At 37.3% G+C, this 13,177-nt stretch carries 15 protein-coding genes; 8 read left to right on the top strand and 7 right to left on the bottom strand.

The window, feature by feature from the left end:
• Nucleotides 1-148: 148 nt before the first annotated feature.
• Nucleotides 149-922 carry an Fpg/Nei family DNA glycosylase gene (locus BV902_RS12575; RefSeq protein WP_075992234.1) on the bottom strand — a complete coding sequence of 258 codons (774 nt, stop codon included), beginning with the start codon at nucleotides 920-922 and terminating at the stop codon, nucleotides 149-151.
• A 53-nt stretch (nucleotides 923-975) separates the two neighbouring features.
• Nucleotides 976-1,134 (bottom strand): hypothetical protein, encoded by a 159-nt coding sequence (locus tag BV902_RS27545; protein ID WP_172840675.1) that lies wholly within the window; start codon nucleotides 1,132-1,134, stop codon nucleotides 976-978.
• Nucleotides 1,135-1,227: 93 nt separating this feature from the next.
• On the opposite strand from BV902_RS27545, the gene BV902_RS12580 reads away from it, so the two are divergent.
• The 3 genes from BV902_RS12580 to BV902_RS12590 all read left to right on the top strand — a co-directional run bounded on the left by BV902_RS12580 (nucleotide 1,228) and on the right by BV902_RS12590 (nucleotide 2,238).
• The gene (locus BV902_RS12580; RefSeq protein WP_075992235.1) at nucleotides 1,228-1,410 is read left to right on the top strand and encodes a DUF3606 domain-containing protein; all 183 of its coding nucleotides are present in this window, start codon (nucleotides 1,228-1,230) and stop codon (nucleotides 1,408-1,410) included.
• Nucleotides 1,411-1,414: 4 nt separating this feature from the next.
• Entirely contained in the window at nucleotides 1,415-1,672 is a 258-nt protein-coding gene (locus tag BV902_RS12585; protein WP_075992236.1) for a hypothetical protein, read from the top strand.
• Nucleotides 1,673-1,791: 119 nt separating this feature from the next.
• On the top strand, nucleotides 1,792-2,238 hold the full coding sequence (locus tag BV902_RS12590; RefSeq protein WP_075992237.1) for a hypothetical protein: 447 nt from the start codon (nucleotides 1,792-1,794) through the stop codon (nucleotides 2,236-2,238).
• 26 nt (nucleotides 2,239-2,264) lie between these two features.
• Here BV902_RS12590 and BV902_RS12595 read toward each other — a convergent pair whose 3' ends face one another.
• Nucleotides 2,265-2,732, bottom strand: a complete 468-nt coding sequence (locus tag BV902_RS12595) for a hypothetical protein (protein ID WP_075992238.1) — start codon at nucleotides 2,730-2,732, stop codon at nucleotides 2,265-2,267.
• Nucleotides 2,733-3,075: 343 nt separating this feature from the next.
• Between BV902_RS12595 and BV902_RS12600 the strand changes: the two genes are divergently transcribed.
• The gene (locus tag BV902_RS12600) at nucleotides 3,076-3,312 is read left to right on the top strand and encodes a hypothetical protein (protein ID WP_075992239.1); all 237 of its coding nucleotides are present in this window, start codon (nucleotides 3,076-3,078) and stop codon (nucleotides 3,310-3,312) included.
• Nucleotides 3,313-3,459: 147 nt separating this feature from the next.
• Entirely contained in the window at nucleotides 3,460-3,717 is a 258-nt protein-coding gene (locus tag BV902_RS12605; protein ID WP_145330417.1) for a hypothetical protein, read from the top strand.
• A gap of 5 nt (nucleotides 3,718-3,722) precedes the next feature.
• Here BV902_RS12605 and BV902_RS12610 read toward each other — a convergent pair whose 3' ends face one another.
• Nucleotides 3,723-4,676, bottom strand: a complete 954-nt coding sequence (locus tag BV902_RS12610; protein WP_075992241.1) for a helix-turn-helix domain-containing protein — start codon at nucleotides 4,674-4,676, stop codon at nucleotides 3,723-3,725.
• 102 nt (nucleotides 4,677-4,778) lie between these two features.
• Between BV902_RS12610 and BV902_RS12615 the strand changes: the two genes are divergently transcribed.
• Both BV902_RS12615 and BV902_RS12620 read left to right on the top strand, forming a co-directional pair.
• The gene (locus tag BV902_RS12615; protein ID WP_257787026.1) at nucleotides 4,779-5,933 is read left to right on the top strand and encodes an FAD-dependent monooxygenase; all 1,155 of its coding nucleotides are present in this window, start codon (nucleotides 4,779-4,781) and stop codon (nucleotides 5,931-5,933) included.
• 3 nt (nucleotides 5,934-5,936) lie between these two features.
• On the top strand, nucleotides 5,937-6,332 hold the full coding sequence (locus tag BV902_RS12620; RefSeq protein WP_075992243.1) for a hypothetical protein: 396 nt from the start codon (nucleotides 5,937-5,939) through the stop codon (nucleotides 6,330-6,332).
• 284 nt (nucleotides 6,333-6,616) lie between these two features.
• On the opposite strand, the gene BV902_RS12625 is transcribed toward BV902_RS12620, so the two are convergent.
• A complete protein-coding gene (locus BV902_RS12625; protein WP_075992244.1) occupies nucleotides 6,617-11,125 on the bottom strand; it encodes an AAA domain-containing protein in 4,509 nt (1,502 codons plus the stop codon).
• A gap of 262 nt (nucleotides 11,126-11,387) precedes the next feature.
• Here BV902_RS12625 and BV902_RS12630 point away from each other — a divergent pair, with 262 nt between their 5' ends.
• Complete coding sequence (locus BV902_RS12630) at nucleotides 11,388-12,134, top strand: hypothetical protein (RefSeq protein WP_075992245.1); 747 nt, start codon at nucleotides 11,388-11,390, stop codon at nucleotides 12,132-12,134.
• Nucleotides 12,135-12,215: 81 nt separating this feature from the next.
• Here BV902_RS12630 and BV902_RS12635 read toward each other — a convergent pair whose 3' ends face one another.
• Nucleotides 12,216-12,743 carry a DUF4468 domain-containing protein gene (locus BV902_RS12635; protein ID WP_075992246.1) on the bottom strand — a complete coding sequence of 176 codons (528 nt, stop codon included), beginning with the start codon at nucleotides 12,741-12,743 and terminating at the stop codon, nucleotides 12,216-12,218.
• Between the two features lie 152 nt (nucleotides 12,744-12,895).
• Nucleotides 12,896-13,135, bottom strand: a complete 240-nt coding sequence (locus BV902_RS12640; RefSeq protein WP_075992247.1) for a hypothetical protein — start codon at nucleotides 13,133-13,135, stop codon at nucleotides 12,896-12,898.
• Nucleotides 13,136-13,177 lie beyond the last annotated feature (42 nt).

Raw genomic sequence — 13,177 nt, forward strand, 5'->3', positions numbered from 1 at the left:
ACTTTTACGCATTGTACAGCCCTGGAGAACTAAAAAAAAAGAAGATAATATATAGATTATTCATATGCAATTAGTTGCTATTATTTCCGTACCAGATCTGTGCCAAAAAACTTCACTGAGATAAGTAATTCTCTAGTCGTATCCTGTGCTATTCGAAAACTTTTTGTTGCTCTGTGTAATAAGTAGTTCTGCCGCTAATTTTGGTTTGCAATATTTCATGACCCTTACCATCAACCTTCGCATTTTTGTTATGAACTTTCATGAAATCCCTTATCTCACCGTTAATGATTTCACGATGCTCTTTTAGAATCTGCTGTTCGGCATTTTCCAGTACCTCCTTAATTGCTTTGGCAAGATGTTGAACCTTCTCTTCGGGGATTTTGTTTGAAATTGAAAGTGGTGATATCCCTGCTTCATACAGGATTTCGTCGGCGTAGGCATTTCCAATACCGCCAATGACGTTTTGGTCCATCAGGAGAGTTTTAATTTTGGCCTTGCTTGATTGCAGCAATCCGAAAAGTAATTTTGGATTTAGCTTTTCAGAAAGTGCATCCATCACGTTTGCATGTTCAGGATTCAATTCTATATATGCCATCCTCTGAAAGTCGGTAATGGATAGCGTGCCACCATCCTTAAACTTCATGGAAACTAATGCATACTTTGGGTTTTCGTCTTCAGAATATATCAGTTTCCCATGCAACATGAGATGAACCGACAAGGTAGCATCTTTGCCAAAATCAAAAAAAAGCCTTTTACCTTCCCGATAAACTTTGACGAGTTTTTTGCCCTCTAGAGTTTGCAGCTCATTCAGGCTGACTTTGGTTTTTTGTTTGTTGTGAATGGCAGCTTTTTCAAGCACTTTACCTTTAAGCATTTTTGTGAGATTTTTGCTGAAGGCCTGTAGGTCTGGTAATTCTGGCATAGTTGTCGATTTAATAATTTGTGTACTTCTTTCTACTCTCTTCTTTTACCTTTTTAAAATGCTCCCTCGCTTTTTTTTAGGCCGGTTGCTATGGCAATTCCTTCTTCGGCGCCTTCCTCAAGCAAAGCGTTTGCGATTTCAGTTTCTTTCTCCCGGATGTTGACCGGTTGATTTTTATATGATGGTGGATAATCTCCATTATACCAAGGCATAATTCCTCCTTTTTGTATTTAGAACAACATCAGAATAGTGATAGTTTTCAAACTCTATTGGCTGGCGGTTGTTCTATTCCAAAAACATTTATTATGACAGACAATAAAAATAAAAAAGATGCAAGGGACCGCAATCAGGTAGCTGGCGGTGAATCTTATGAGGTAGATTATTTGGCAAAAGAACTTGGCGTAACCCGGCAGCAAGTCGAAGAGGCCATCAAAAGCGTTGGCAATGGTCGTGAGGATGTTATTAATTATTTGAAAAATAAAAAATGAGAATATGGGAGCTATAGCAACATTCACTGGAATTCCGGTGACAAATAACATAGGAGTAGAAAAATACTGTGATTTTGAAGTAGGACAGGAGGGGCAAAACGGACCATATGCCCGAATTACGATGGATGGCTGCCAGATGATCTTAGATGAAGATTTTGGTTTTATAGAGGGCGATCTTGCGGAAGAATGGAGGGAACCCGCTATTGCCAAACTTCTTCTTTTACTGGAAGTAGACCGAAACCGAGATGGAACTTTGAGCTAGTTAATTTGTTCATTACTTTTCTCAAGTTTAATTATGATATTCAGGTTAAAAGGACTCTACAATATATTAGCGGGGATTTGACCGGGTATTCAGGATCGTATTGAAAGATAAAAATAAATATGACTGGTATTAAGAAATCCAAAAATGAGCTGTTAAAAGATGCACGATTGCAGGAGCTTGAAGGTAAAACTGAAGATGCCATCAAAAGCTATATCCTGGTTATAAGGAAAGCACCATTACAAGCAGGGGCATATAACAGATTAATGATTCTTTATCGAAAGCTCAAAGAATATAAGAAGGAGCTAGCCATTATTAAGCAGGCTATTGCTGCCTATGAGAAGGATTTTAAAGACGATCAACAGACCTGGAAGAAAGCAAACAGTAAGTCTGCACGTCTCAGTCTTAGTTTAGCTAAATCTATGGGGCTTCTCAACGATAAAGGCCTTCCCGTATATGAAGAATCTCAGATCATCAGCTGGAGAAAGCGCATGGAGGCCGTACAGAAAAAAATTAAGACACCAGCAAAGCCACAAAAAAAGAAACCGACAAAACGTTTAAAAAAGTAGCGTTAAACACACAAATAATCTCGAAATTATCTATTATCATCTTTTCTCCATTTTAGCTCCCCGTGTTGAATCATTCCGATGTATTTTTGTACCTGGTCGTCGGTCAGTAGGCTGTTGTCCTCAATATGATAATTGAAATTCTTAGTATACTTGTCGTGCTGGATGCTGCCTACATAAGCATTGTTCAGATAAATGTGCCAAAGACTGTATTTTTTCGCGCGTACCTCGACTACCTGGCGCACGCCATGGTGGTAAAATAGCTCCGGTACATCGGTATCGAATCGCAAGATCAGTGCATCGATACATGCTTCCTTTATATCATCTGCAAGTTCTCCAAACGCAAGTTCCCAAACTCCCTGAGACTTTCTGAAAACATAAAAAGCAAGCCCATTTTTGTTGTAAAGATGATAGTCTTTCATGCCCATGCTTTTATCATGCACAGTCATTTGGACATACATAACGCGATTACGGCAAAAGACTTCAAGAGGTTTCATGGATCAAAAATACTAATTAATTTAGTAAAAATAAATGATCAAATTGTGGTAATTGTATCTTTCAGTGTCACTACACTCCTTTGTACTTTATTTTTGTGATCTTTTTTTACAATTATAAATACTGCTAACAGAGAGATTTTCCTGCCTTGATACTGCTGTTGTGCATAAACCGTATATATCATGGTTCTAAATATTTAAGAAAGAACAAGAGCTGTGGCATATAGGTTTATCAATTGGTAAATAGTGGTGAGCCAGCAATTTTAACCGGCTAGCGTATACACACGAAGATCAAAATAAAAGTTGTAACCCTCCTTTTAGCCCACAAATTCCGATATACATCAGTATGCCTTTGTTCTTGCCGGATTTTGGCGAAGAAATAGTCGCTAAGATATTTTATGCGGACAATGGATTCGATTCTGACTTTTACAATGATATGGCTTGGAAGGGATTAACAGGTCCTAAAGCTTTTATGAAGCTCTCGGACACGAAAAGAAAACGTATAATAGATCGTATTAAAGCTGAACAGTATAAAGTAGAAAACAATGATACAGTTCAACACGGTCAACCTGCGGGATGTTAAAAATGTAATCTTATCTTTATTGTTTATAAAAGTAATTTTTTTATCGAGTCGATTTTAATGAACAGATTTTTTACAGTTTTATTATCTATAATTTTTATAACTATTGGTTGTTCTCGGAGAATGTATAATGAAGATCCGATTAGGAGAGTGCAACGATATAACAGCGGTGGATTTGAAGTGCAAGCTTACACAGATGTGAATGAAAGTAACATGTATGAAAACCTAATTGTATCGGGGGTAATTAGATTGGGTGACACTAATGAAAAAGCAAGCAATACATCTGTGAATTTTAAATCTGAAAAAGGGGAACTAATTGGAAGTACCGTTACCGACTCAGATGGCATATTTAAAATGGAGCTCTCAACCTCTGATTTCTCCGGTAAAGTAGAATTTGCAAAGGGATAAGGTATTTACATTCTATTTTTATCCTGCCACTTCTTTGGTTTTAATCCAAAGTGTTTTTCAAACAACCTTCCGAAATAACTCAGATTGCTAAATCCTACTTGATAGCCAACTTCTGAAACTGAAAGATTTTCCTGCTGTAATAGTCTTGCTGCTTTTTGCATACGAAGATGATTGTAATATTCGTACATTCCTTTTCCAAAAACTTGTGTAAAAATCCTTCTTAGTTTTAGCTCATTCATTCCACCTATTTTTACCAGTTCATCTTTAGATAGGGATTTTTCCAGATTTGATGCTATCGTATTCCGAACCAAATAAACCGCATCAATTTCAGCGTTGTTAAGATGGAAATAATCTGTTTTTTTTCTTTTTAATAAATTGCTGAAAAGCAGATAAATAAGTTCAAGTGCTTTTAACCGATAAAAAGCTTGCGGTAAAATGTTTTCTATTGAAAGGTCAGCTAATTGAGCAATTAAATCAGTCATTTCAGGTGACAAAAATTCTTCTATCCAAAAGGTTTTTTCTATATCAAAAAGATAAGACAATTTATCTGCATCATTTCCTACAAAATGTTTCAGGTATTCCAGCTCAACTAAAATGCTGATTTGCTGTACGTGGACATCTTTAGGAAATAACACTTCACTTTCCAAATGTGAAGGTATAATACGAACATGAGGCTGATTGTTCAAAGATCTTTTACTAATGGCATTTGCCGATTTTTTGTTAATAAGAATATTTTGAAACGAAATGAGTAGTCCTTTTTCTATTGTCCTGATTGGTTTTCTTTTATAAGCAAAAGTCTTGCTGGCAATTAAAGAGCGAACCATTATTAACATCTCGGGCATCAAGTCCACAATGTTCAATTCGTTGAAATTCAAAAATTTTATCTCATTTTCAATGGAAGATAAGGAGATGCCAAGTTTTTCAGCAAGTTTTCTCATTTTACGCTTTTCATCAAACATAATTTTTTGGACTATTATTAGTTTAATTTGGGCTATTTTATCTGTAAATATAGAAAGATATTTGCTGTATAAAAATGAAAAAAATGAAAAAAAAATATTATTATTTCAGGAGGTGGCATCGCTGGATTGACTGTTGCAAAACTGTTGAGCAAACAAGGGCATAAGGTGACTGTTTTGGAAAGAGCGGCATCATTCAGTAAGTCCGGATTTCTTATTTCGCTTAAGAGTTTTGGCGTTCGTATTATTGAAGAATTAGGATTAGCAGAACAATTACAACAAGCATCGTCACCCTCTGAATTTGTAAATTTCAGGGAGTCAGACGATTCAATTATACAAAGTCTTAGCTATGAGAAAATGAACGAGAATATTGAACGTTCCGTTCTGATAACGCGAGGCGGATTGCATCACGTTTTATACAACGAAGTAAAAAATGAAGTGAGTATTCATTTTTCATCTTCTGTTGAAAACGTAATGCATGATGAAGACAAAGTCCAAATATTACTCAACAACGGAACTGTGTTGGAGGCCGATCTCCTTATCGTTTCAGAAGGGTTACGCTCTACGACAAGACAAAATTATTTTCCGGAAAGTACGCTAGAGGATTTTAAATTTGTTTATATGGGTGGACGATTGAAAGAGCATCATTCTTATGAGGTTGGCAAATTCAATATCTATATTGATGTGAATAAGATGCTGTCTATTTATCCCATTGCTTCCGATGAAATAGCCATTCAGTGCTATTTACATAATACAGGAGATTTACCATCTGTTCAAAATAAAGCTAATGAAATACTCAAAACATCTTTTGCTGGGTATAATGAAGATATACAGCATTTGTTAGGTCGCTTCGCGGATAACGGTCTAATGTTTATTGATAAAATGGGGATGGTAAATTCATCCACTTTAGTAAATCGTAATGTGGTTTTATTGGGAGATGCGGGGTATTGTCCCACTGCGCTATCGGGAATGGGAGCATCATTATCAATTTATGGAGCAAAGGCGCTAGCTCATTTTATTCATCAAAATCCGAATGATTTAAAAACGGCTTGTTGCAATTATGATACCATGATGCAGCCAATAATTCAGAAATTTCAGGCTAATGCAAAAAATAATTCAGCATCATTTATCCCTGATAGTAAAGAAAAATTAAACTGTTTTGTCCATTCATTCAGAGCCGCCTCTGAGGCTGATGTGCAAAAAATAATGATTGATCCAATTGTATTAACGAAAGACCAGTTAAATTTTAAAATCAATTAGATAATGAATTTTAGAAAGATATTTTCCGTCATAGTTGGATTCGGAACGATAGGATTAATGAGTTCTGTTTTTGCAAAAATGCAAGGCTTGCTGTTCACGTCATCTTTAGAAATATTTACCAGTAAGGAAATCGCTGCCACCAATTTTTCCCAATTTATCATCAAACTTTTTTGTGTTTGGTTTAGTTGTGTGTTGGGTGGAATGGCTACTACGAGGATAGGGGGCAAGCCAAGAGAAAATCTTATAGTTGGTGGTTTAATAATACTGGTCGTGGGTTGGCTATGGTTGTCGTCTGAAAATCCTATATGGTTTTGGGTATTGCTGATTTTAGGTATTTTACCCTGTGTATTTTTAGGATATCGAGTAACTTCTATTATATGTAAATTTCATATCAAATGACCATGCGATTCTTAGTTGCAAATTGACCACCTGATTTTTTGGCGAAACTAGATTTAGTGCTGTAGGAGTAATGTCATCAAAAGCGATAATTAATATGCATCTTTTAAGTTATCAAGCCTGAACGTGAGATCAGACTTCGTCATTTGGTGTGAATAGCTCCCTTTTAAAGGTTATTGTGGTTACGATTGTTGCCTCGATAACCTTTAATAGGAGTCGGGAACCAATGAGATAACATTATTTGTGCTGGTTACCTGCGAATTATCGGTTCTATCAATGGCGATTCGCTAATTATCATTTATATTGATTTTCGTTCCCACATGCACGTGGTTGTTCAAATTTGCCTCTTCTTCATCCTGTTGACGAATAAAATCAAGTAGTCGCTTCAGCTCTCCATCGGCATCATCCCACCATTTAATTGACCATATCCTATGAAATACAAAACCATATCTTTCAAGTTGCTCCTGTCGGAAACTGTCCCAAGCATAAGCTTCCGGACTGTTATGATATTTCGCGCCATCACACTCTATTGCGATGAGTGGTTTGTGGCTTGTTTTTGATTTGACAACGATATCAATCCGGAAACCGCCTACGGAATGCTGCTGTTCTAAACGATCGGCACCGATATGCTGTGCAAGTTGTTCGAATACTTCATCTTCAAATGGAGACTCAGACCCCAAGCTAAATTCTGCTGGCTCATACAGTTTATCTGTACAATACTGACTCAATAGCTGGAGAATGCCCTTTCGCAATTCGTCATTACCCTCACTTACCGCTTTCGCATAGGTAAAGTAAGCGTACATAATACCACGGCCTTTATTGCCCTTCTGTTGGATAAGATTTGGGTACTGACCAACATACTCCTGCGGGAAAGAAGTACATACATATACCTTTGACCGCGCTCGAGTGATGATTACGTTCAACATACGATGTCCTTTACCTTGTATAATCGGACCAAAGTTTTGACTAAACGAACCGTCGGCTTTTCGCCCAAATGTTGTGGATAGAATGATAATATCCCGTTCGTCGCCCTGAATGTTTTCGAGATTTTTAACAAAGAATGAATCTCCCGCCTGCGCCATTAAACTGTCGAATGCAGGGTCATTCTGGCGAACTGCACTCAGTTCCTCAAGGATCAAGTTGCGTTGGTAAATATTGAAAGTAGCAACACCCACGCTTGGAATACTGTCTTTAGCTTCCTTCATGATCTGTTGTAACAATTCGACCACTCTCAATGCCTCTTGTTTATTTACTTGTCCTTCATACAATCCATCAATCTGTAAATATTCGATAGGAGTGTAGTGCTCCTTCGCCGGAACAGGCATCAACCTATTTCCGTAAAACGCATGATTAGAGAAGTCGATAAGATAAGGGTGTTTCGAGCGGTAATGGACTTTTAAATAAGACTCCACAAACCCTTTGTCTACAGCATAAGCTAGTAAGGATTCACTATCTGCAAGGTTAAGCTGAGCCGCTTGTAGCGCAGTCCGATCAGAAAATTCATCTTCGGAGTCTTCTATCTCATCATCGATCGGATCAAGTAGCGCTCCACTTCCTTCGAAGTAAGAGGAGGGAGCCATCTGGTGCTTATCACCGGAAACAATTTTTGCTTTTCCCCGGATCAGGGCCGCGTAAGTATCTTCGAGACGCAGCTGGCTGGCCTCATCGAATATGACCACATCAAAAATTCCTTCCTCCAGTGGTAGGATAGAACTGCAGACCGATGGATTGACCAATAATACTGGAAAAAAATTAGTAAATAGTTCAAATTCTCTGTTCACAATAGTGCGGAGTGAATTGCGACGCATTCCCTTAGCTCCCTTTTTGTTAAACAAACTATTTATGTTGTGTCCTCTGGCTTTAAAATGTCCGACGGCTTCCGCTTGTTTTTCTGTCCATAAGGCAATAACACTATTCAGCTGCGCATGGTTAAACTCTTGTTTTTGCTGTTGATATTGTTGTAGTTGGTAATCGCTTTTTGGCAATTCCTGTGGCTCATTTGTCGTGAGTATCCAATACAGATACCAGCATTCAAATGCTTTAGCCCAATGATCTTTAAGATGTATGGCGATTCTGGTAATAAGCCTTTGTTGCGCTTCGTCCACTGAAAGGAAAAATGATTTCCACTCATGATAGACACGGAAATCACTCATATGGTCACTGAACGATGTGATGGTATGCTTAATCTTATCACATAGTTCCTGTGCAGCCTGAAGACTTGTATACGATAAAAATACCCCGTTTGTTATATTTCCCGTTAACTGGTTACTTTCAATATCGTCAAACGAGCTTTGTAGACTTTTATAGGCATCAGCGCGTGCCGCGTAATAGTCACGAAAATTATTGTAATGCCTTAATTGAAAAGTTACTCTTTCAGTTAGATAAGGTACTGCCTCAATCAAGCTGTTGATATCGGTAACAGCTGTCGTTGGAACGATGTTATAATCAGCGATTAGCATTTGCTCTATACTATCCAATTTTTGAAGTAGGGGAGCTATTTGCCCTTTTAGTTCACTCAGTTCAGCATGAAAATGATGATCATTAATATTAGACAAATAGCTATTTATCGTATGCGGGTATTGCTCTTTCCAAGCAGCTGTCTTTTGTCTGAGTTCCTCAATATTGTTTAGATAAATGGATAAATCACTCGTTTCCAAGTGATCGTTATATTGATGTTCAATATAATTTTTCTGAATATGGGCTGATCTTACCTGCGCTATACGATTCTTTAATTCGATCCTCGCTTGTTTTATTTGTTTATGCTTTCCCGAGAATATGCTCAACAAACTTGTTTTGAATTTTGCACCACTACTATTATCCAATAAATTATTGCCATATTGCGCAATGCTTGACTCAGCGTAGGCGAGATAAGTTGATATTGCATTGCTTAGCGATGAATGATAGCTGCTATAATGTTGTTGCAAAGCATCTTCATATTGTTTGAAAAATTGTTCTGCTTTAATCCGTACTGTTTGTAATCCTAAGACAATTTCATTTATTCGCTGTTCTTGAGGAAAAGTGGATGGTAATAGCTCTTCTTTAACTGAATCTCCAATACAAAATGCTAAATAGGACTTAAAATCCTGCTGCATTATCGCGGGGATGCCACTCAAAAAATCATCAGCCCACTGCTTTCCACTCCTTTGAAGTTCAGCAATAAGCTGTTCAATAGGCGGTAGCTGTTTATGCGCGTATGCAATAAAATCTTCAATTCTTACACGCGATGGCCCAACCTGTTGATCTATAAATAGATCGTCTGCCAATGGTCTAAATATGGCATGAACCTGATGCGATTGCTTAAATAAATTATGGCTACGCTTTAGAACAACAAGTGTCCTTTCCAGTTCTGTATGATCCTGAGCAAAATTAAAATCCTCTTTCGGTATAATATTCTTAAGCGGTACTTGATTAAAGTGTTTTAATAAAGCCAAATACCGTCCGACGATCTGCGGCCAACTCTTATCGCCGTAGACCGTTTGAGCTAAGGCAGCATGCTGTGCATTGATTAGTTCAGCTGATTCTTTGAGTTTTGACTTTATCGCATCATATTGGTTTTGGGCTTGCCTTACTGAGATGTGAAACGGAACTCCGATCTGACGATCTCTGACGGAATCAACGATCGCTTCACGCGCATCGTTTACATCATCAATTACACCGACTAGCGCGCCGATCTGAGGATTCGTACGTTCGATATTTGCTTTAATGACATCAAGCGCTGTTTTCTTTTCGCAGACGACAAGACATTTCAGTCCATTGGCAAGTGCATTTGTTATCAGTGCAGTTAATGATTGACTCTTTCCCGTACCTGGGGGGCCTTGTATTATTTGATTCGGTTCATTTCCAAGAGCACTTATTATGGCCTGTTGGCTTGGGTCTGTATCTACGGCACTGAAAGGTGTTGTCGATAAGCTTTCCACTTTAAGCTCATCAAATTCAAAGGCATCGAAGCGATCCAATAAGCGGGAAATGTCGGTAATAATACTTTCTTTTTGCGCTCTGAACAAACCAAAAATACCACCAAAATGAATGTAAGCTTTGTTATTGGCGATAACATCTATCTGGGACGCTTCGGGTAATACATTGATAGCTGTTTCAAAGTTTTTGCTTAGCACCTCGAGTATCTGCTCTTTACTATTTGAATTGAGTGCTTCCAGTACTTCAGCACAAGCGTTCACTAATTCGTTGCTATCAATCAGTGCGTCATCTAAGGCCTCATTGGTCAGATTGGGGAGTGTGATGTCATCTTCACTTTTGATAAAAGAAAGGAGGACTTCATTGATACTGATCGGGTGAATATCTGAATCCACTATTTTTCCATTTGCTTGAACCACTTTATTGCGCAAAAACGACCATTCATTGACTTTGTTTTTAGATTTAACGGCCTCTAGTTGCCAAATAAATAATGGGGCTTTTATGATCTTAGCAGGGTCTTTTGAAGATCTTTTTATAAGTATCGGATAGCCGAACCCAAGGGTCTTCATCCCATGTTCTTTAAAATAGTCTTCATTTTCTATGATAATGGAGTTCATTCGTTTAGAAATGATGGTCAGTTTCTTTTGAGCCTCCGCATCTTTTTCATTGAGATCTATTTTATCAAATGATATCTTAAATTCAAAGTTTGCTTTGGTCAACAAGGTATCCAAAAATGATTTGGCGAGACCATCCTCAATGAGGTCGAGCTGCTGTAGGTCTAACCGTGTGGCCAACCTTCCTGGCAATGCATTTAAATGAATAGATCGGGCGTTACCGCCTTTTAATTTACTTTGTAAAGATTGCAGGAAAATCTTGGATGACATAATTGTAATATTTGTATTTAACCTAAGATACAAATATTCGGTATAATCAGCAATCGAATCAAATTACCTTATCAATGCCTGTCAGCATTTTAATTAGACACCCCAGCTTCATCGCAAAGATCCTACACGAGATGGTTCAGGTAGGCGTACGACATCAAATAAATTTATCTGTTTCTGTACTAATTAGTTAATTGACACAGGATTGTTACAGGAGGAATTTTTTCTTAATTTCGAACCGTTATAGTTATAATTCATTCCATTTATGCTGTTCATTTATACACGTTACGAGTACGTTTTAGGAAGTAAAAATATCACTGCAACATTAAAAAATGAGACCATACCGCAGAATTTCAGTCTTAGTATCATTACACCTGCGACCAAATTTTTAGGGTTTCCAGTTGGAGGAGGTTTGGTAAAAATGTCTCGTTTAGTCAATCAGTACGGGCAGGTCATCCACGCAAGAAATTATTCGCCTGAAATAAAAGAAGAGGTAAAGAAATTTAAGAAGACACTAGAAATTCCCTATTTCAAACTTTGGAAAGGGTATTTGATTATAGCATCGATAGCAATTATCGGATCTATTATTTATGGTATTAAACTGAACATGGATGGCAAGAAATATCGGAATGAAAAAGAAAGTCTTGCTAAGTCGGCTCAACAATTACAGGCAGGACAACTATATGGGGCAAGTTTCTTTACCGATGCTGAAGGAAATAACATCCAAGGTTTACCAGCAGGTTGGGTTAAGATTCTAAAGATAGAAGGAGATACAATTTTTGTCCAACGGTCTAAAAAAATATCGGATCGTGCGATGTTTGAAATGAAAGATTTGGAATCAATTAAGCCAACATCGGATGAAGACTGGAATAATAGGGTCGAAAAAATGAATTATACGCTATTTAAAGAAGCTGTGAACAATAAAAATTTATCCGGTATTGATTTATCTTATATTGGTGCAGATCACGATAAATATTCTGGCGTTATTATGTCTTTTAAAGGCGTTGAATGATATTATTTCTAGAATTAAAACTGGAAAAATGGGATGAAAGCTCGCAAGTTTATTGTCAGGAAGAGAAGAAATACATCGATATTACCAATTATCAATATTGGTTGATTTTTCAAGAATGGATTTGATCAGCCCATTAAAGTACGCGTTTACAAATTGATGTTTTTTCTCATTTTTGGGGCTACCGTTGCCTTTGAAATAAAATTTTTTCACGTTCATTTTATTCCAAGTACCGTTGTAATTCATAATTTGAGCACTGAAAGTTGGACTATTGATTCTTATTTTACCATCTTTAAACAAAAAAGACAAGGTATAATCGACATCATAATAAGCAATACCCGATGTTTTAAGTCCTCTTTGTTGGTAAGCTGCTAAAGTTATCGCCTGCCCGGGAACCAAAGTCAGGCCTTCTTTGGGATTGGAATACAAGCTATTGATCGACTTTAATACATTATCGTAAAGTTCTTGCTGTTTAACGCCAGGAACTTCTACTACTGTATAATCTAGATTCTCTTTAGAAACGAAACCTGTTGGAGCTAGGGTGAAATATTGTGAAAATGCTAAATTTGTGAACAGAAGCAAAAATATTCCGGTAATGATATAATTTTTCATATTAAATTGTTTTAAAGAGAATTAACTTAGCCAACTTTACAAAATAATTCGTTAGTCGCATCAATGTTTCTGCAATGTACTTCTTTGTAAAAGAAAATCCAAAATTAAAGGTTTGGAGAATTGAAATTTGTAGATCAAACAAGGGAGGCTTTTTATTTCCCCCTTTTGTGTTTTACCAGCACGATCCAATCATCTTGCACGCTTTCTGTACCTACCAGTAACAGCGCATCGTCTATTGACAATAAATCGTCCTCCCAAAGTGGTGTTGTGCAGGTTCGAGCGAGCAGTTGCTCAAGATTTCCTTTCATGGGTTTATAGGCATGCGCACCGGATTTCCGCCATAAGTAGGTGAATCCTTCACCCTTCAAATAGCTGAGTATCTTTTCGTTCATAGGTCCTGTTTTGTAATAAACAGAACAGCCATCAACTTGTTT

The organism is Sphingobacterium sp. B29, assembly GCF_001952815.1.
Taxonomy (GTDB): Bacteria; Bacteroidota; Bacteroidia; order Sphingobacteriales; family Sphingobacteriaceae; genus Sphingobacterium; species Sphingobacterium siyangense.